The 18,984-nt window shown below is 44.4% G+C and carries 21 protein-coding genes; 5 read left to right on the top strand and 16 right to left on the bottom strand.

Translation table 11 applies throughout. The features are described from left to right. Both DWY93_RS17300 and DWY93_RS11345 read right to left on the bottom strand, forming a co-directional pair. Positions 1-239 (bottom strand): hypothetical protein (locus DWY93_RS17300; protein ID WP_117472306.1); only part of this gene is annotated, 239 nt, incomplete at its 3' end. 76 nt (positions 240-315) lie between these two features. Further along, the gene (locus DWY93_RS11345) at positions 316-750 is read right to left on the bottom strand and encodes an NUDIX domain-containing protein (RefSeq protein ID WP_008402203.1); all 435 of its coding nucleotides are present in this window, start codon (positions 748-750) and stop codon (positions 316-318) included. A gap of 314 nt (positions 751-1,064) precedes the next feature. Between DWY93_RS11345 and DWY93_RS11350 the strand changes: the two genes are divergently transcribed. Further along, positions 1,065-1,301, top strand: a complete 237-nt coding sequence (locus tag DWY93_RS11350) for a DUF6061 family protein (protein ID WP_002578301.1) — start codon at positions 1,065-1,067, stop codon at positions 1,299-1,301. Between the two features lie 133 nt (positions 1,302-1,434). On the opposite strand, the gene DWY93_RS11355 is transcribed toward DWY93_RS11350, so the two are convergent. From DWY93_RS11355 to DWY93_RS11385, 7 genes are all read right to left on the bottom strand, one after another. Beyond that, a complete protein-coding gene (locus DWY93_RS11355) occupies positions 1,435-2,754 on the bottom strand; it encodes an MATE family efflux transporter (RefSeq protein WP_002595210.1) in 1,320 nt (439 codons plus the stop codon). Next, positions 2,744-3,202 carry a MarR family transcriptional regulator gene (locus tag DWY93_RS11360; RefSeq protein WP_117471157.1) on the bottom strand — a complete coding sequence of 153 codons (459 nt, stop codon included), beginning with the start codon at positions 3,200-3,202 and terminating at the stop codon, positions 2,744-2,746. The genes DWY93_RS11355 and DWY93_RS11360 overlap by 11 nt, the downstream gene beginning before the upstream one ends. Before the next feature lie 155 nt (positions 3,203-3,357). Beyond that, positions 3,358-4,107, bottom strand: a complete 750-nt coding sequence (locus tag DWY93_RS11365) for a DUF6040 family protein (protein ID WP_009243742.1) — start codon at positions 4,105-4,107, stop codon at positions 3,358-3,360. After that, the gene (locus tag DWY93_RS11370) at positions 4,046-5,767 is read right to left on the bottom strand and encodes a MobA/MobL family protein (RefSeq protein WP_109214826.1); all 1,722 of its coding nucleotides are present in this window, start codon (positions 5,765-5,767) and stop codon (positions 4,046-4,048) included. The genes DWY93_RS11365 and DWY93_RS11370 overlap by 62 nt, the downstream gene beginning before the upstream one ends. Then, positions 5,743-6,096: a hypothetical protein gene (locus tag DWY93_RS17870; RefSeq protein ID WP_058692446.1), complete on the bottom strand. Its 354-nt coding sequence runs from the start codon at positions 6,094-6,096 to the stop codon at positions 5,743-5,745. The genes DWY93_RS11370 and DWY93_RS17870 overlap by 25 nt, the downstream gene beginning before the upstream one ends. Then, entirely contained in the window at positions 6,096-6,410 is a 315-nt protein-coding gene (locus DWY93_RS11380) for a DUF3847 domain-containing protein (RefSeq protein ID WP_002578306.1), read from the bottom strand. The genes DWY93_RS17870 and DWY93_RS11380 overlap by 1 nt, the downstream gene beginning before the upstream one ends. Positions 6,411-6,554: 144 nt before the next feature. Further along, the gene (locus DWY93_RS11385; RefSeq protein ID WP_002578307.1) at positions 6,555-6,785 is read right to left on the bottom strand and encodes a helix-turn-helix domain-containing protein; all 231 of its coding nucleotides are present in this window, start codon (positions 6,783-6,785) and stop codon (positions 6,555-6,557) included. A 175-nt stretch (positions 6,786-6,960) separates the two neighbouring features. On the opposite strand from DWY93_RS11385, the gene DWY93_RS11390 reads away from it, so the two are divergent. Both DWY93_RS11390 and DWY93_RS11395 read left to right on the top strand, forming a co-directional pair. Then, positions 6,961-7,590 (top strand): helix-turn-helix transcriptional regulator, encoded by a 630-nt coding sequence (locus DWY93_RS11390; protein WP_009243739.1) that lies wholly within the window; start codon positions 6,961-6,963, stop codon positions 7,588-7,590. Positions 7,591-7,750: 160 nt separating this feature from the next. Further along, positions 7,751-9,046 (top strand): tyrosine-type recombinase/integrase, encoded by a 1,296-nt coding sequence (locus tag DWY93_RS11395; protein ID WP_009321335.1) that lies wholly within the window; start codon positions 7,751-7,753, stop codon positions 9,044-9,046. A gap of 188 nt (positions 9,047-9,234) precedes the next feature. Here the strand turns inward: DWY93_RS11395 and DWY93_RS11400 are convergent, their stop codons facing one another. The 4 genes from DWY93_RS11400 to DWY93_RS11415 all read right to left on the bottom strand — a co-directional run bounded on the left by DWY93_RS11400 (position 9,235) and on the right by DWY93_RS11415 (position 13,945). Next, positions 9,235-9,411, bottom strand: a complete 177-nt coding sequence (locus DWY93_RS11400) for a hypothetical protein (protein WP_347466068.1) — start codon at positions 9,409-9,411, stop codon at positions 9,235-9,237. A gap of 379 nt (positions 9,412-9,790) precedes the next feature. After that, entirely contained in the window at positions 9,791-11,695 is a 1,905-nt protein-coding gene (locus tag DWY93_RS11405) for an ABC transporter ATP-binding protein (RefSeq protein WP_117469317.1), read from the bottom strand. Beyond that, positions 11,692-13,425 carry an ABC transporter ATP-binding protein gene (locus DWY93_RS11410; RefSeq protein WP_117469318.1) on the bottom strand — a complete coding sequence of 578 codons (1,734 nt, stop codon included), beginning with the start codon at positions 13,423-13,425 and terminating at the stop codon, positions 11,692-11,694. Before DWY93_RS11410 ends, DWY93_RS11405 begins: the two co-directional genes overlap by 4 nt. Before the next feature lie 97 nt (positions 13,426-13,522). Then, on the bottom strand, positions 13,523-13,945 hold the full coding sequence (locus DWY93_RS11415; protein ID WP_117469319.1) for a MarR family winged helix-turn-helix transcriptional regulator: 423 nt from the start codon (positions 13,943-13,945) through the stop codon (positions 13,523-13,525). A 509-nt stretch (positions 13,946-14,454) separates the two neighbouring features. Between DWY93_RS11415 and DWY93_RS11420 the strand changes: the two genes are divergently transcribed. Next, complete coding sequence (locus DWY93_RS11420) at positions 14,455-14,937, top strand: DUF2798 domain-containing protein (protein ID WP_117469320.1); 483 nt, start codon at positions 14,455-14,457, stop codon at positions 14,935-14,937. Positions 14,938-15,247: 310 nt separating this feature from the next. Here the strand turns inward: DWY93_RS11420 and DWY93_RS11425 are convergent, their stop codons facing one another. Together DWY93_RS11425 and DWY93_RS11435 are read right to left on the bottom strand one after the other, a co-directional pair. Further along, positions 15,248-15,934 (bottom strand): DUF6198 family protein, encoded by a 687-nt coding sequence (locus tag DWY93_RS11425; protein WP_117469321.1) that lies wholly within the window; start codon positions 15,932-15,934, stop codon positions 15,248-15,250. Positions 15,935-16,414: 480 nt separating this feature from the next. Next, positions 16,415-16,984 carry a GNAT family N-acetyltransferase gene (locus DWY93_RS11435; protein WP_117469323.1) on the bottom strand — a complete coding sequence of 190 codons (570 nt, stop codon included), beginning with the start codon at positions 16,982-16,984 and terminating at the stop codon, positions 16,415-16,417. A gap of 323 nt (positions 16,985-17,307) precedes the next feature. Between DWY93_RS11435 and DWY93_RS11440 the strand changes: the two genes are divergently transcribed. Next, the gene (locus DWY93_RS11440) at positions 17,308-18,222 is read left to right on the top strand and encodes an AEC family transporter (protein ID WP_117469324.1); all 915 of its coding nucleotides are present in this window, start codon (positions 17,308-17,310) and stop codon (positions 18,220-18,222) included. Here DWY93_RS11440 and DWY93_RS11445 read toward each other — a convergent pair. Next, positions 18,212-18,886: a TetR/AcrR family transcriptional regulator gene (locus DWY93_RS11445; RefSeq protein WP_117469325.1), complete on the bottom strand. Its 675-nt coding sequence runs from the start codon at positions 18,884-18,886 to the stop codon at positions 18,212-18,214. The two genes, DWY93_RS11440 and DWY93_RS11445, sit on opposite strands and share 11 nt — an antisense overlap. Positions 18,887-18,984 lie beyond the last annotated feature (98 nt).

The raw sequence follows: 18,984 nt of genomic DNA on the forward strand, positions 1-18,984 counted from the left end.
CTCTTAGCGGAATGCGTAGTCAGATGAGCCGGAATTTGCACCCTGAGCACAGCATATACAACAATCACGAAAAGCGAGGCAGCGCTATACAGTAATGCTTCTGTATACCAAGGCGTAGAATTCTGTTCGTATAGTTTCGGAAAGCGCTTGTACTCATAGAAATCCATACTCGTTTTAATCACAATCACATAAAAACTCGCATAGATCATACATTTTAAGAAATCGTAGAGTTTATTCATATCATCACCTCCGCGATACACTGCTCAATTCTTTTGACTTCAACAAACTGAAAGTTTCCGTTGCTTATCTTGATTTTTATATAAAGCCTCTTTTTTTTGCTTCTTCAATCAATATAGGTTGAATTAAAGGATATGTCCAATTATCAACTAACTTATCTGAAATCAATATTTTCTCAATCTCACAATGTAATTCCACGAATGAGCTAATGTCTGCAATAAATAACATTCCAAAAGTTTCATCATCAATATTTTCATTTACTCGTGTCTTTCCTTTAACAGAATACACACATATTGGTTCAATTTTAAAATCAATTGCCCCTGTTTCTTCTTGTAATTCTCTTTTGGCTGTTTCAAAAATACTTTCTCCAGGTTCTCTGTGACCGCCTGGCACTTCATAAGTTTCTCTTTCTTTGTGTTTACAGAATACCCACTTGTTGTCTGTTTTTGATATTATTACTGCAAACTTCAAAAGTTCATCTGCGACATTGTCATAAAATTTAACTTCTACCATTCTACCAATACCTCGTCAAATTCCGATTGAGATTTCACCTGTTTTAAGAAATTTAATAACTGTTATATTTTATTATTAAATTCTTCGCAACCCCTTGAAAACACTGGATTTGTCGCAGGTGAGCTTTCCCTTATTATTTCCCTTGTGTTATATCGTCCCATCAGTGTTTATGCACTCTGATAAGGGCAAATACAAGGGCAAGAAAAATCTATAAGACAGTATAACACAAAATAAAAGTGACATGGTGAACTGATTGAAATGCTTCTTAATTTTTGCTACTACTGATTGATTAAATGATAAGGAGATGGGATACGATGAGAACAATATTTGCAGAATACAATCCACAGTGCAACAGCATTGATGTATATACTAATACGGGCTATATACTCCGTATTGATTGTTGGGAAGCAGAAAAAAATTTAAGAACCACACCTGGATCTGATTGTGCTTTGACATCGCTTGCAATCGATGAGCCATTAGAATATGCAAGGTTATATCTTGATGGGAATTTACAGATGTGGGTAGATGCTGAAGATTCATTAGAGTTATGATTATTCCAATCAAAATCTACTAGAATTTATTAAAAATTAGCTTCATAATTTTAAAAGGACAGCCCTATTGCTATGAGGCTGTCCTTAAAAATACAATAGATAAACCTAGATTATTCTTGCTACTATCTGATTGTTAAATTTTCTGTATTCCATATTGCAAATCTCCCTTTTCGCAATATTTTATTAGTATGAATGCCAGAATCGCTGAAAAAACACGTGCCAATACCGTACTCCACCATATCATAATCTGTCCACCAAATAAAGGTGGTAAAACAAGCATAAATATCAGCATCAATACTGGTTCAATGAATGTAAGAATGTATGACAATCCACTTTTTTCAGTAGCATAAAATCCAGCTGTCGCTATTCTGGTAATCGCAACAAATGGTAATGACACTAAAAATATAGGTACAATTTTAGAAATCTCAATACTTACTTCATAAGAAGCTCCGAAAACCCCTCCAATATTTGCTCTGTTTACATACATGATAATTCCACCACAAACAGCAAGAATTATTGCAAAAATGTATGCCATTCTCTGAACTCCTCTCAGGCTTTCTTGATCCTTCTCACCATAAAAACGGCTCATTAAAGGTTGACTTCCATCACCTACGCCCTGCAATATGAGATATATGATACAGATAATATAGGATACACATGCATAAGTTGCAATAGCTTTTTCTCCCCCATAAGAAGCGGAGAATCGGTTTATAAACACCAATGAAATATTAGGAGTCAATGCTAGCCCAAATGGTGCAAGACCTACTCTGAATATAGCGCCACACATTTCTTTTACATTTTTTAAGGATACATACACATAAAACTTTTTATTATATAATGCGTATATGATTGCAATTGCTGCAGTCACACCCTGTCCGGCTATTGTAGCTGTGGCTGCACCTTTCATGCCCATTTCATATATCCATACAAAGATAAAATCCAGAACAATATTGGTTATGAATCCACCAACCATCGCAAACATTGACCAGAAAGAGTTTCCATAATTTCTAATGAATGGCATCATTCCAGTTCCAAGAATCTGCAATATTGCTCCAAGTGCTATAATTTTGATATAATCTGTCGCATTTGTTAATATAATTCCATCTGCTCCAAGCAATCCTAAAATTTTAGACGAAAAGGAGTAAATAATTATGGTACTGATAACACTTACTATTACAAGAAGCCACCAGCTTGTAGCAATAAATTCTTCTGCCCGTTTTCCTTTCTTTTCTGCTGCATTAATTGAGTAATAAACAGCTCCTCCCATACCAATTCCTGTTCCAAGAGCCTGAATCAAAGCCTCAATCGGATATGCAATATTAATAGCCGAAAGTCCAGCATCTCCTATGGTATTGCCTACAAAATATCCATCCACTATCGCATATATTCCTGATAATGCAAATGCTATAATAGATGGAATAACATATTTAAAAAATAATGATTTATGATTCATTTTTCTTACAATCTCCTTCCTTGAAAAGTCTGATAAACAGCTCTGTATTATCATTAAGACTTTCTATATTCTCTAATCCCATTTTTTCGATTACATATATTTCTTTTGAGTGCAGTTTTTCTATGATATCTTTCGTATATTCCATTCCTGATTCTGTGAGGCATATCAGCTTATTTCTCTTGTCTGAATCATCAGATACCATATTGATGTATCCTTTTTTCTGAAAATCTTTTAGTATCGTATTTACCGTTTGCTTAGGTATATTCCATTTTTCACTTATCATTTTCTGCGTGCATCTTCCATTACTTTCATAAAATGAATACAAAGCAAAAACTCCATTTGAAGACAGTCCCTGATCCTTTGCCCATTCCTCATACATTGCTGTACATTCTTTCCATAAATCATAATATCGTTGCAACTGTATTATCATATTATTATCTTTTCTCATCTTTTTCCTCCTTAAATTAGTACGAATCCGGACTTTTGTATTATAGTCCGAGTTCGTACTAATTGTCAAGATTTATTTATATACTTTTTCTTTATATAAACAATCAATAGTCCCTTACTAAGGACAGGAAGATTATGAAATTTCCCTGTCCTCTTTTAATAATATCCTCGTTCTTCCATCCAGTCTTTCACATAACATCTGATTCCAATATAAATAATATGCGACAGTAATAGCAATACAATAAGATTTATCGGATTAGCGTTTTTAATCCATTCTCCAAAGTAAATTACAACAGCTGTACTCGTTATCGCTACCACGATACTGATGATATCCCAACAATATTTCCGGTAGATTTTTCCTACCTGATAACCAATCCCGATTATCAGCCACCCGGTTATTACGAATAAAATTGCCATGACAGTACCGGCAATCAGCCAGTACACAATCCCGGAAAGAATACTGTTAGGTATTCCACTGCTTAACTGTCCGAAAGAGTCTGCACCTGTCACAAACTCCCGAAATAAACTTCCCATTCCTTTTCCTAACGCACCGAAAAAGACGATACAGTCGTTAAGGAAAACCGGCGAAAGAATCGCAGTAAACAGTGTTGTTGTTATGCTGTACCATGCCAGTAGAAACAAGATACTTTCATAACCAATCGTCATATTTTTATATTTCTTTTCTAACTGGCTTTTACGGCTATCGCATTTTTCTTTTGCTTTCCGGTAAGCAGTACGGTCACATTTTTCACATTTCTCATAAGGCACTTTTTTCTCAACAGCTACCTCTACCGTCTTTTGGTGTGTCTGTGCATAAAGTTTTTCCTGCTCTGCTTTTTCATACTTAAATTTCCATGCCACGGCTTCTGCGTCGGCTCTTTTCCTGCTGTCTGTCTCGCTGGTCAATCGTTCCTCTGTTTGCCTTAATCTTGTCCGCAATGCTTCGATATTCTCGGCTCTGTTTTCGCTGTTCAATTTCTCGTTCAAGGTCAGCGATTCGCTTAGCTGCCTGTTTAGTTCCTGGATTGTCTGGTCTTTCTGATCCAGTTCGTCCTGCATCTGTTCGGTCATCAGCAGAAGTTCTTCCACCTGCCCGACGTTCTCTAAGTTTCTGCATTCGCTCATCGATCTCCCTCGCTTTCTCTATCTGCTGTTTAAGGTCAGCAATTCGCTGTTCTGTTTCTGCAATAAGCTGTTCTCGTTGTTCAGCTTCTGCGTTAATTCCTGCCATTGCTGATTCTCGTTTTCCAACTGTTCGATTCTGGTTTTCTGTTGCTCGATCTGTGAGAGCAGTTCTTCTGTATCTGGCAAAAGATTTAGCAGCCTGGATAATTCGCTGTTTAAGCTTTTTAAACTCTGGTTCTGCTCCTGAAAAGACAGGAGCTGCCTGTCCCGTTCCTGCAATTCCTGTACCATCTCTGCCATAAGATTCTGCTGTTCCTCGATCTGGTTTATCATTGTCTCCATCATGGGAATGACTTCCCGGCTTTCTTCTAATGTCACGCAATCGCTCCTTCCATTGTGTTAATGCACTGGATACTTTTCCAAAAGAAATCTGTATTTTATCCAGCAGTGCATTTTGTCTTTTTATGATCTGGTTTTCCTCTACTTTCCATGAAGTAGAGGATGTCTGTCCGTTTTGAAATTTCTCGTCAATTTTTCTGGCATCTGCGCCCTCATGGATCGTCGGTATCTCTAATTTTCCCTGCCTTGCATAAGAACGATGGTCAATGTGATTTTCCGTTTTCAAATGTGCATTACAGACGTTTGCCCATTCGCTCCGCCATAGCTCACAATTTTTCGGATTGTTCCACCCGGTAGCATCGGTTAATACACGTTTCCACTGTTTGCGGTTCCTTGTCCCGACTTTCTGGACTCCATTTTCATCAAGTACGGGGATTCGGATTCCATGACGGTCAGGGTTCTTTTTATCCTGCCACCAGTCCGGATGGGATTCATCCACCACAATATTTCCATTTTCATCTCTGACAAACTCCCAATCCTTGATTTCTTTGTTACCCCATGAGTGGTCTGAATTGAATGGTCGCAACGTCACCAATAAATGCACATGGGGATTACCATCTCCTTTATCGTGGATACTCCAATCCGCACACATTCCCTTATCTACAAAGGTCTTTTGAATATATTCAGTTGTATAATCAATCTGTTCCTGTCGGCTCCATTCTTTCGGAAGTGAGAACTCAAATGACCTGCCGAGTTGTGCATCTGAACTTTTTTCTATCCTCAAGACTTCATTCCATAAACGCTGCTTCTGAAAAGTAAGTTTGAATTTTTCCAGTGCAGCATTTTGGTTATCTGCCCTTTTATATCGGACAGATTTCTGGAACCGTCTGATATTTTCAGCAGGTACATTCTGCCATTCCTGTGGTGCATTTTCACACATCAGCAGGCTGGTATAAACGACTTCTTTTTTTGAAGTATAGTAGCTGATCCTGCCTGTTTCTTCATTTTTCATCACATCGCCATTGAGATAAGCAGACGCCGATATGATGGATTTTCCTTTGCTGCGTCCAACAATCTTTACTGTATAATGAAAAATCGCCATGCTCCGTTTCCCCCATTCTGCCGTATCCGGCTTTGATTTCCGGCAGGTAACGTTTTTCCTAAAAGAAAATGGTATCTGCCGGAGCACCCTCTGCGTAAGAGTGCCCTGTGCATAACAGCCTGCATGGAATGTGCCCCTCTGGCGAAGAGTGCCTCCTGCGGCATGAGCAGGTCTGGCTGAAAGCCCCGCCGACGGAACGAGCCCGGCAAGCGTAAGCGCAGACCGGTTGCCACCTGTGGCAAACTTATACGGACGACCTCTGGTTGTCCATAAGTGCGCCCTTCATAAAAAAGCAATGAAGGGAATGGAAACTCCACTCCCTCCGGCATTACACTTCCTCCGTATTTGCAACTGGCTCTTTCTGCATTGCCTTTGAGAAGAATTTCCCATTTGCTTCCTGCCTTTTTAAGAAGCCGATCAGCTTTGGGATATCATCTTCCTCAATCGCAGAACCCAGTACCGATTCCACTGCACCGCCAATCTGGCAGAGCCTGTGTGTCCGTTTTTTGGTTTCCACATCTTTCTGACGTTTCTTCAGTTCCCGTTTCTGTGCTGCATACTGTTTTGCTTTCTCAAGGCTTTCCTGTTCTTTCTTTTCCAACTGGAGCATACGCTCCTCATAACTCTTTGTTGATCTTGCCATAAATATCATCGTCCTTTCTTTTTTTCCAAACATAAGTTTCCTGTTGTCTGTCAGACGAAGTACATGGTATAATCTGCTTGCGTGTAGGTATATCATGACTCCGGTCTGATAGAACCTTTGGCGGTTTCTTCGGGAACCGCTTTTTTAAGTTGAACCGTTTCTTGTGACTGCTTTCACATTTCCCTTATCCCTCAAGTCCCTGCCCTCGTTGGCTTCCATAAAAAGTTCCAGCATATCCGTTTTGATCAGGACTTTTCTCCCAACCTTCAATACCGGAAGTTTCTTCCACTCTACCAACTTTCGCAGGGTGTTCCTGCCAATTCCCGTATAATCAGCAGCTTCCTCAATAGATAAGGCAATCTTTCTTTGCGTCATATGACCACCTCCTTTCGAATTGCATTATGCAATTTCATTTGTGCTGTCAGTATAGCGTGTTTATATTGCTTTGTCAAGCATTATGAAATTTTTCTGCTTTTCTTAAAATTGCATATTGCAATATATTTTGTTGCGTGGTATAGTAATGACATACCGAAAAAGGAGGCACATCAGCATGAAAGATAAAGAACTACGCAAGCTGATTGGCAGCAGGGCAAAACAGCGCCGTCTGGAATTAAATCTGACACAGCCTTATGTCGCAGAGAAGATGGGAGTTACCGCTTCCACAATCCTGCGTTATGAGAATGGTTCGATTGACAATACCAAAAAGATGGTACTGGAAGGTCTTTCGGAAGCACTTCATGTATCGATTGAATGGCTCAAAGGGGAAACCGATGAATATGAAACTGATATTACGGATAAGAAAGAATTGCAGATTCGTGATGCGATGGGCGACATTCTCAAACAGTTTCCTCTTGACCTCAATAAAACAGAAGACGCTTTTTCTAAAGACTTACTGCTGTTAATGTTAAAGCAATATGAACTGTTTCTGGATTCGTTTCAGTTCGCCTGTAAAAATTACAAAGGCAGTACCAAAGATGCGGACATTGCCAAAGTAATGGGATTTGAATCGAAAGATGAATATAATGAGATTATGTTTCTCAGGGAGATCACACATACTGTCAACGCATTTAATGATATGGCAGATGTTGTAAGGCTCTATTCAAAGAAACCGGAAGCGGCAGAACAAAGGCTTGCAAATCTTTTATCCGAAGTTATGTATGACGATTCTGAATCGGTATAGTAAGATAATCGGAGTTATGATACAATGAGCGCAAGCGAGTCAAGCTGTTTACAGATTTGACGAGCGGCGAATTGGCTTATGGACTTGTCCATAAGATGCCTACACGCAAGAAGCATTTCAGCAGTTCCGATTGTCTGATATCGAAAGGAGACATACGATTATGGCAAAAGGATCTGTTAGAAAAAAAGGAAAAAAATGGTACTATCGTTTCTATGTAGAAGATGCAAGCGGTAAAATGGTTCAGAAAGAATACGCCGGAACCGAAAGTAAAAGTGAGACGGAAAAGCTTCTCCGCAAGGCACTGGAAGACTACGAAGATAAGAAGTTTGTTGCAAAGGCAGATAATCTTACCGTAGGGGAACTTCTGGATATGTGGGCAGAAGAAGAACTGAAAACTGGGACACTCAGCAACGGTACAGTGGAAAATTATCTTGGTGCAATCCGATGTATCAAAAAACACCCGATTGCAGACCGCAAACTGAAAACAGTTACTGCCGAACATTTACAGGCATTTCTTGATCTGCTTACATTCGGTGGTGAGTTTCCAGACGGGAAAGTAAAAAAGGGATACAGCAAAGATTATATCCATTCTTTTTCCGCAGTGTTACAGCAGTCATTCCGTTTTGCAGTATTTCCAAAACAGTTAATCAGTTTCAATCCGATGCAGTATATTAAGCTGAAAAAGCAGGCAGAGGAAGTTGACCTCTTTTCCGATGATGAAGTGGAAGAAGGTACACAGCCGATTTCACATGAGGATTATGAACGGCTTATCCAATATCTGGAAAAGAAAAATCCACCTGCTATTCTTCCGATTCAAATTGCGTATTATGCCGGGCTCCGTATCGGGGAAACCTGTGGTCTTACATGGCAGGACATTAACCTTGAGGAACAATGCCTGACCATAAAACGCAGTATCCGCTACGACGGCATGAAACACAAAAATATTATCGGACCAACGAAACGGAAAAAAGTAAGGATTGTTGATTTTGGAGATACGCTGACTGAAATACTGAAAGCTGCCAGAAAAGAACAGCTCAAAAACCGGATGCAGTATGGCGAATTATATCACCGCAATTACTACAAAGAAGTGCATGTGAAAAACAGGGTATATTATGAATACTATCATCTTGACGGGACACAGGAAGTCCCGACAGATTACAAAGAAATCTCCTTTGTCTGCCTGCGACCAGATGGCTCTTTGGAACTGCCGAGTACACTCAGCATTGTATGCAGATCAGTGGCAAAGAAGCTGGAAGGATTTGAAGATTTCCATTTTCACCAGTTGCGTCACACTTATACCAGCAATCTGCTTTCCAATGGAGCTGCACCGAAAGATGTACAGGAACTGTTAGGACACTCTGATGTCAGTACCACAATGAATATTTACGCTCACTCAACAAGAAAAGCAAAACGGGATTCCGCAAGACTTCTTGATAAAGTAGCGAGCAATGCTTAACTAAAAATTTCCCTTATTTCCCTTGCGGATTCCGCATAAGGGCAAAAATAAGGGAAAATACATATCATTTCACTATTTAATGGGCTGAAAAGCCTGTAAAATAAGGAAAGTTCAGGAAATCTCTCCACAAATTCCGATTTGTTACTCACATAATATCATGTTTTTTCTTCAATTACATCTACATAATTTTAATAAACTGCCATTCGGTTTGCTTCTGTAACCAGCGTCCGGTTAATCTTCTCCTGCATTGTTTCCCTTGCATCTTCGTTGAAATGATAACGGATGACAGAGACTGTCCAACTCATCGATACGCTCTTTGGGAATACAAGGCTGTTCGGATATATCCTCAATGTATTAGATATCATCCGCAAAATGGGATTCCAGTATTACTTCCCGCATCGTACATCCCATCCCGGCGCATTGCATTTGACGATTAAACTGCCGGACGAACAATCCTGCCCTCCGCCCTTAGCATTCTTCTGCAAGCTTAGAGGAACCCTCCCGGAATTCCTCAAGGCCCGGACCGGAGGGGTACCGGCGCGTCCCAGTGATGCCGCAGGCGGGCGCCCGCAACAATGAATCAACATACAGAACCTGCCACCGACATCTTCTCCCGGTTATATGGCCAACAAAAAAGGGCCTGCTGCACCAGCAATCCATTGCCAGTGCAGCAGGCCCTTTAAAATACGTTCTAAATTACATTCCAAGTCAACATCTAAGCTGAAATCTACAGGCCAAGAGCCATCACTCCAACTCAAATGCCCCAGTATACAACTGATAATACACACCCTTCTGCGCGATCAACGTCTCATGATCCCCGCGCTCAATGATATGCCCGTGATCTAAAACCATGATCGCCTTACTGTTGCGTACCGTAGAAAGTCTGTGGGCGATGACAAAGACGGTGCGTCCCATCATCAGGTTATCCATGCCCTCCTGAACCAGCGCCTCCGTTCTCGTATCGATCGAGCTCGTCGCCTCGTCTAAGATCATCACAGGTGGATCCGCGACAGCTGCTCTCGCGATGGAAATGAGCTGTCTCTGTCCCTGGGAAAGACTGGCGCCGTTGCCGGTCAGCATCGTATTATAACCTTCCGGAAGTCTCTGGATAAAATCATCCGCATTCGCAAGCCTTGCAGCCGCCATACATTCTTCATCGGTGGCATCCAGCCGTCCATAACGGATATTCTCCATAACCGTACCCGTAAAGAGATTCACATCCTGAAGAACAACGCCGAGAGACCGCCTGAGATCCGGTTTCCGGATCTTTGTGATATTGATCCCATCGTACCGGATCTTGCCGTCCGGAATATCATAAAACCGGTTGATCAGGTTCGTGATGGTCGTCTTACCGGCTCCGGTGGCACCGACGAAGGCGATCTTCTGGCCGGGCTTCGCATAGAGAGTGATGTCATGAAGAACCAGTTTTTCCGGTGTGTATCCAAAATCAACGTCCTCTAAGCGGATATCGCCCTTTAATGGAGTATAGGTGACGGTTCCATCCGCTTTGTGCGGATGCTTCCATGCCCAGATCCCGTTCTTGTCCGTTGTCTCCTTTAACGTGCCGTCAGCGCCCCATTCAGCGCGCACAAGAGTCACATAACCCTCATCTTCCTCCGGCGTCTCATCGATCAGCGCGAAGACACGGGAAGCTCCTGCAAGCCCCATGGCGATCATGGAAACCTGCATGGAAGCCTGACCGATGGTCTGGGAGAGCTGTCTTGCCATTCCAAGGAAGGAAACGATCACACCGATGGTGAGGACTGCCTGCCCACTGAGACTGATATTCGGAGCGGAAAGATATACGAGGAGTCCGCCGACGATGGCGAGGACCACATACATCAAGTTTCCCACGTTATTTAAGATCGGCATCAGGGAGTTGCCATAACGGTTTGCCATCTCACCGTCGGAGAATAGCTGTTCATTTAATTTGTCGAAATCTTTTTTACATTCTTCCTCGTGGCAGAAGACTTTTACGACCTTCTGTCCCTGGATCATCTCTTCGATAAAGCCCTCTTCTCTGGCAAGAGATTTCTGCTGTGCCATCATGTAGCGGGAGCTTGCGCCGCCGAATTTCTTCGTGACGGTCAGCATGAGAGCGGAGAAGAGGCACACAACGAGAGTCATCCACACACTGTAATAGATCATCATGAGAAGCATGACCGTGATCGTGAGAGAAGACTGGAAGACCATCGGAAGCGACTGGCCGATCAGCTGGCGGATCGCGTCCGTATCGTTTGTGTAGGTACTCATGATATAGCCGTGGGCGTGGGTGTCAAAATATTTGATCGGCAGGGACTGCATCTTATCGAACATGTCCACACGCAGGTGCTTTAATGTCCCCTGTGTCACGGTCGCCATGAGGTGGGTGTAGGTGAAGGCTGCCGCGACACCGAACACATACAGGGTGATCATTGAGAGGATCGTCTGCATGAACGGCTGCCGGATGCTCTCAAATCCGTTCTCCAGTCCCGGAAGAATGCAGGTATCGATGAGCCGCTGTAAAAATACGGTCTGGACCACGGAGGCAGCTGCGGCGATGATGATGCAGATGATCACGGTGATCATGTACACCCGGTAGTTCTTGTAAATGTAGCGGAGCAGGCGGCCGAAGGTGCCATTTTTCTTATTCTGTTTTTCCATGATCATGCCTCCTTGCTCTTTGTCTGGGAATCATTGACTTCTCTGTAAATACCGTTTAAGGCGAGAAGCTCTTCGTGGGTTCCGGATTCCACGATCCGCCCGCCATCCATGACGAGGATGCGGTCTGCATCCTGAACAGAGGAAACACGCTGGGCGATGATGATCTTTGTGGTGTCTGGAAGCTCATTTTTAAATGCCTGACGGATCAGGGCATCAGTCTTTGTATCGACTGCGGAAGTCGAGTCGTCCAGGATCAGGATCTTCGGCTTTTTTAAGATCGCTCTCGCGATGCAGAGACGCTGTTTCTGGCCGCCGGAGACGTTCGTTCCGCCCTGTTCGATGTAGGTGTCATATCCATCCGGGAATTGTGTGACGAACTCGTCCGCCTGCGCTAATCGGCACGCGTGGATCAGTTCCTCGTCTGTGGCGCTCTTATTGCCCCAGCGGAGGTTTTCCTTGATCGTTCCGGAGAAGAGGACGTTCTTCTGAAGAACGACAGCCACAGCGTCACGAAGGGACTGAAGATCGTACTCACGCACATCGCGTCCGCCGACCTTCACCGCGCCCTCCGTTATATCGTAGAGACGTGGGATCAGCTGGATCAAGGTTGTCTTTGCGGAGCCGGTACCGCCGATGATGCCGATGGTGGAACCGGACGGAATCTTAAGATCAATGTCAGTCAGGGCAAATTTCTTGTTCTTTCCGGAATAACGGAAGGAAACCTGATCGAACTCGACGCTGCCGTCCTTTACGTCCGTTGCTCCGTTTTCCGGGGATCGTAAAACGCTCTCATGATTCAGAACTTCGGCAATACGGTCGCCGGATTCCTGGGCCATGCTGCACATAACGAATACCATGGACAGCATCATCATGGACGTTAGGATCTGAACGCCGTAGCTGATCAGGGAAGAAAGTTCCCCGGTGGAAAGCTCGCTGCCTCCGGTGCCGATGATGAGCTTCGCACCGAAAAAGCTTACTAAAAGCATTGAAACATAGATGCAGAAGGTCATCACCGGGTTGTTTAAGGCGAGGATCTTTTCTGCCATCGTGAAGTCTTTTCGTACCTCCTCGGCAGCGTTTTCGAATTTCTCCTTCTCGTAACCTTCGCGGACGAAGGATTTTACGACACGGATGCCGCCGACGTTCTCCTGGACGGAGTTATTTAAGGCATCGTATTTCTTGAAGATCCGCTTAAAGATCGGGTGGACATAGAAGAAGATGCCAAACAGTGCCGCTGCAAGAACTGGGAGAAGTGCCAGAAAGATGAAGGACATCCGGACATTGATGCTCATGCTCATGATGACGGAAAAGACTGTCATAAGCGGGGCACGGACTGCCATACGGATCAGCATCTGGTAAGCGTTCTGAACGTTCGAGACATCTGTCGTCATCCTCGTCACGAGAGAGGAGGAGGAGAACTTGTCGATGTCTGCGAAGGCGAAGTCCTGGGTCTTAAAGTAGAGATCTCTTCTTAAGTTCTTTGCGAGTCCGCACCCGGCTGTAGCAGCCGCTCTCGCCGAGAGAACGCCGAAGAGCAGGGAAAGGGTCGCAAGGACCAGTAAGAGGGCACCGTATTTTAAGATCGGTGCCATGGAAGTTCCGGTCATGTCATCGATAAGCTTAGACATGATGAGAGGAATCGTACATTCCAGAATGACTTCCATGGTGACAAACAGCGGTGTCTCGATGGACACGCGTTTGTACTGGCGCACGCTTTTTAAAAGTGTTTTAACCATGAATGATTTACCTCGTTTCCATATAAAATTTGCGCTCCCGCACAAGCTCCTGAAGAGGAGGACATGCAGGTTCTGCAGGTGGGATCCGTCCGGATATTCAGGACATGTTTCGGATCATCTGGTTGATGACCCTGAAAAACACGGCGAGATCCTGAGAAGATATTCCGGAGGTCAGACGATCTTCGGTTTCTTCCAGACTCTGGTGGATCAGTTCCTGATACCGCATGGCCTTTTCAGTGGCAACAATGCGCTTTAGGCGGGCATCATAAGGAACTGCCTCCCGGTAGATCAGTCCGTTTTTTTCCATATCCTTTAAGAGCTTTGTGGCGGTCGGTGGTCTAAGGCTGTACTCCTCTTCGATATCTTTCTGGAAGACATCGCATTCCTGCCCGTGTGCCAGAATAAAATGAAGTGTTTTTCCCTGTGCGCCGCTTAAGGTATCATGAAAAGAAAAGGTACTGAAGTGTCTGCGGATCAGGTTGGAGAGCATTCCCACACTGCGTCCAACGGTTTCTTTCATAGATCAAATTCCCCCTTATACATTGGAAGCTGTAGAATAATCGTCTGCTAAATGCTTAGCAAACTAATTTATTAGCTTGCTAAGCATAATAAGACTTTTGTGGGGGAATGTCAATGAAAAAATTGTGAAGAAACTGTGATCAATGATGAAAAAGATGAAGTTTGCGATAGAAAGTGGGGGCAGCTTTAGAATCCCATGGATGTCATGGTGGGGGTAGGATGAATGTGAATAATGAAATGATAGAATTGGGCTAAAGTTTTGTGCAAGTATACAAAATTGGTGTTTTGTGGAAAAAAGTACTTACGAAGCGATATAAAAATATTGTATACTGCGTTCACATAGAGATTGAGAACGCAGTGAGATGTACACGAAAAGAGCAGTGGAGTCGCAACGAGTTTTATTGGCTTCGCTGTTTTTTTCTGTCATATGTCCGGAAGGAATGGTCAGAGACGGTTCTTATGTCCACGGCGTTTTCACAGGAATTTACAGGTTGAAAAAGGAGAAAATGTATGCCAAGAAATAAGAGAGAAAGTCTGATCTACACAGTATTAATGTGTTTTACCATGGTGCTCTGGATGAGCATCTACAACGTAACACTTCATATGGGAGCGTTAAACCTCACAACGATCCGTGAGGCCTGGATCGGATTCCCGATCGCCTATGTGTTTGCAATGTGCATGGACTGGTTCGTGGTCTCCGGACCGGCGAAGGGATTCGCGTTCCGTTTTCTTGTAAAGCCGGAGAGTCCGGTGCTCCACAAGGTGCTCGCAGTTTCCTGTTCCATGGTGGTTCCGATGGTTATCATCATGTCCCTCTACGGTGCCCTTGAGGGATGTGTAAAGGGCGGAAGTTTCGGTCCTCTGCTGATCATCTGGCTCACGAATATCCCGAAGAACTTCGTGATGGCGCTGCCGTTCCAGCTCATCATTGCGGGACCGCTTGTCCGCAAGGTGTTCCGTGGCGCATTTCCGGAAGGGACTGTGTTAGCGTAAAGAATTCAGAAAAGAAAGCTGCGGTACAAATTGCGGCGTAGATAAGAAAAGCCGTGTGGTCTTTCTCTGTGATAGGATTATGAACCTATGGGGGAAAAAGCTCAGGCGGCTTTTTATATAGAAAATTTAAATGTATTCACTGAAAAATTTCTTTAAAACGGACTGCTTCCTATTTTAGATTGGAGAGCTGCAAGAGTGGGCTGCTTTATGATTCTGCCTAAAATTATGAAGTTTAAATGCGAATTCGTAAGCATATGGAAAATTATAAGGTAGGAGGAGCAACATGAATACAGACAAAGTAATACAGGACCTAAATCGCAGATTTGCTGCGTTCTGTGAGGAATGACACAAACCGGAAGTGTCTATCCAGTATATTGCCTATCATGCCGATGACCTTACCCATCGTAAACGCGGCGAGGATCGTTCCGATTCCAAGCCCTTTGATATGACCGAGGAAACAGAAAGTCAGTCCCGCGGTCACGGCGAGACAGGTCACGTCGAAGGTGATCTTGACTCTGGAGTATGGAACCTTCAGAATATCGGCCATTTCTCGAGGAAAGAGGTCTGTCGGGATGATCGGAAGTCCGCAGCGGTTGGAGAGGGCAATTCCGAGGCAGATGACGAGATAGCTCACGATAAAATAGACGATCTGGTATCCGATCCCCATCGTGAGGCCCGCGAGGGCGGTCTTATATACATCTAACATCTTACTGAAGGCGAAGCCTACAACGAAGCTGAAGAGGTATGTAGGAACAAACTTTTTCCGTAAGATCATGAGGGCAGCTACGAGAATCCCCTGAAAGATATAAGTCCAGGTTCCGAGCGTCAGAGCCGGGAAGGATTCAGAAAAAGCGTACGGAACGCTGGAGATCGCCGAAATTCCGGCACCGGAGTCCAGCATTAAGACAACACCGAAACTGTTGATCAAAATCACAATAAGAAGAGCAAGTTCACCGCGCCAGACAGGGCGCTTGTCAGTTCGTTCATTCGTATTCATGTCACATCTCCTGTAAGCTTATATTATGTCAAAATCGAACGTTTACCATTGTAGCGTGCTAAAACAAGATGTGCAAGTCCTTTTTTCATCTAACCAGTATATAGTGCAGAGAAGACTCCAGATATAGATCACATGAATGAAAAGTGTTTGTAATTACGTTCTTTATCCAGTTAATTCTCAGTATGGAGAAAGCAATTAAGCACAGGACACAAAAGCAGAGAGAGTCAGTAATTTCTTTCTTAATTCAGCCAATACACAGCGCAGGGAAGACCTGGGGCACGGACCGCCTGGGTGAAGGGAGCTGGTTTCCTCTTGGCTCGCCGGAGAATGCGTTGGAGGACATGTGCCGCTTGTCTGAGCGAAGCGAGTTGTGGCACATGTCCTCCGTCCTTAGCATTCTTCGGCAAGCTTAGAGGAACCCTCCTGGAATCCCTCAAGTGTCCGCGCCCCAAGTCTTCCCTGCGCGTACCTTTCGCCATATTATTCGGTACAGGAATATGGCTTTACCGCCGCCTGATCCGCTGTATGTTCCCCAATGATCTTTTCCATCCAGATCATATCGTACCACCGGTTAAACTTATACCCGCAGTTCTCAAAAGTCCCGCAAAGCCGGAACCCAAGATGCTCATGGAACTGGGCACTGTTCTTATTTAAATACTCGTCCTCAATCTTCGGATATCCGATGCAGGCGTAAAGATTCAGAACTCCCATGTCTTTGAGCCGCTCAGCCAGTGCCTCATAGAGCTTCTTTCCAAGCCCGCATTTTTTCGCATTGTGATCCAGGTAGATTGTGAGCTCACTGGCCCAGTCGTAGGCGGCGCGGCCGACGAAAGGATGGGCGTAAGCGTAGCCTTCGATCCTGCCGTCACGTTCGATGACGAGATAAGGATATTTTTTCATGATATCGATCATGCGGTTCTCGAATTCTTCAAGGGAAGGGACATCGTATTCAAAGGTGATCACGGTGTTCTCTACATAATAGGTGTAGATCTCAAGGATTCTCGGAGCGTCGGATAATTTTGCGTTTCTTACTTTGATGTTGGTTTCCATGGTGGGACCTCCTTTGTGAGATGGTATAAATTGGGGTTATTGTACCACTGATAGGGAACGGTGACAAGAATTTATATCCAGACGGGCAGGCAGAAGGGAGATGGATTGGTTACTGTACACGGGTAGGAATTTTCTGAACTGAAAATTCCGTACAATACAGTGGTAGTAGTGGATTTTGCCGATTTGGAATGCGAAGCATCGGCAAAATCAGTTACTGTTTGCGCAAGGCGTGAACAGTAACATAGATTGGTGAAAGTGAAGAGATTGACAAGATCGGAGGGGAAGCAGTACAATAACGTCAGTTTGCAATAAAGGAGCACGTGATGGATTTTACAAGTTTGTTTAATATGCAGGGCATGATGTTCTGCATCCTTGCGCTGGGATGGTACCTCAGGAAGAGTGGGATGATCGATAGGAGTGGAAAGGCGCTGCTCAGCAGTCTCGTGATGAATGTGACGCTTCCCGCGAGTATCGTGAAGTCATTCCAGATGGAGTTCAGCATGGATATTCTGAAGCTGACACTGGAAGTGATCGTGATCTCGTTTCTGATCCAGATCTTTTCGAATCTTTTAAGCCGTGTGCTGTATCCGGGCTGGAGCGAGGAGAGCAAAAAGGTTTTGCAGTACGCGACGATCGTCTCAAATGCGGGTATCCTCGGAAACGCCATCGCTGAGGGAATCTTCGGAGATCTGGGAATCATGTATGCGGCGGTCTACACGATTCCGACGAGAATCTTTATGTGGTCGGTGGGACTCACTTATTTTACGGAGGCGCCGACGAAGAAAGAGCTTTTAAAGAAGGTCGTGACACATCCGTGTATCATCGGAATTTTTACCGGCATGGTACTTCTGGTATCTCAGTTCCAGCTTCCCGGATTTGTAAACCAGACAGTCCGGACGGTCGCTGGGGCGAACACGTTCTGCGCGATGCTTCTGATAGGATGTACGCTCGCGGAAATCCCGTTTAAAGAGGTGTTCACGAGAGAAGTTTATTACTACACGTTTATCAGGCTGTTCCTGATTCCTGTCATCGTTCTGGCGGGCTGCCGTCTGTTTCACATTGATCAGCTGATCACAGCGGTCTGTGTGATCCTGTCCGCGATGCCGGCAGCGAGCACGAGCGTCGTTCTCGCGGTCAAATATGGAAAAGACGACCGCCTTGCAACGAAGATCGTTGTCTTTTCGACGGTCGTCTCACTGATCACACTTCCGGTCTGGTGCTATATTCTTACGGTATGACGCAGGAATTTTCTCCGGCAGGACCGGAGAGATAGAACCAGAGGTTCATTCGGATAAATTCATACATGTTGAGCCGGAAATCACGTTTTTTATATGGGATTCCGGCTATTTTCATAGCCTCCAGCATAACCGGATTGGAGTGGCAGCTTCCACATAGACCGGCAGCATGGTACAGGACAGATAGGAAGACTTCACTGGCATCATGGGAGCTAAGGCCGAGACGGACTTCCATGAGCCTTACAAAGGCATCCCGGCGTGCATGGTAGCTTGTTTTGAAGCTGGCAAGGCGGCATGCAGTGACATGGACCTCGATGATCGTACAGAGGATATCGCTGTAGCGGAGATAGTCACGGTGCGCATTCAGGACATCTGCCCAGGCAGCAGCCCATTGATCCGGGGTAAATGGTTTCTCATCGGGAAATGCTGCGAACAGATCGTCAAAATAGGACTGCATTTTATCGGAGCAGATCTCAAGATAGATCTCTTCCTTCGTCGTTACATATTTATAGAGGTTTGCCCGCGTCCAGGACAGCCTTCCGGCAATGGTGGAGAGGGTGATCTCCTGATAGGGGACAGAGCAGAAGAGCTCGTCCGCCGCGGCCTTGATCTCGGCCATTCTGGCCTGTTTCTGTTCTTCACTTCGCGCTCGCACGAAATCTGTCATGGAATCACCTCCTGAGTGTCTGATGTAATTCTCGCTGATCGATAAGATCCGGTCGGCTTGTAGGAATCGGGAAGTTAGTTTAAACTGACCGAAGACAT

Source organism: Clostridium sp. AF28-12 (assembly GCF_003435225.1).
GTDB classification, from domain to species: domain Bacteria; phylum Bacillota; class Clostridia; order Lachnospirales; family Lachnospiraceae; genus Pilosibacter; species Pilosibacter fragilis.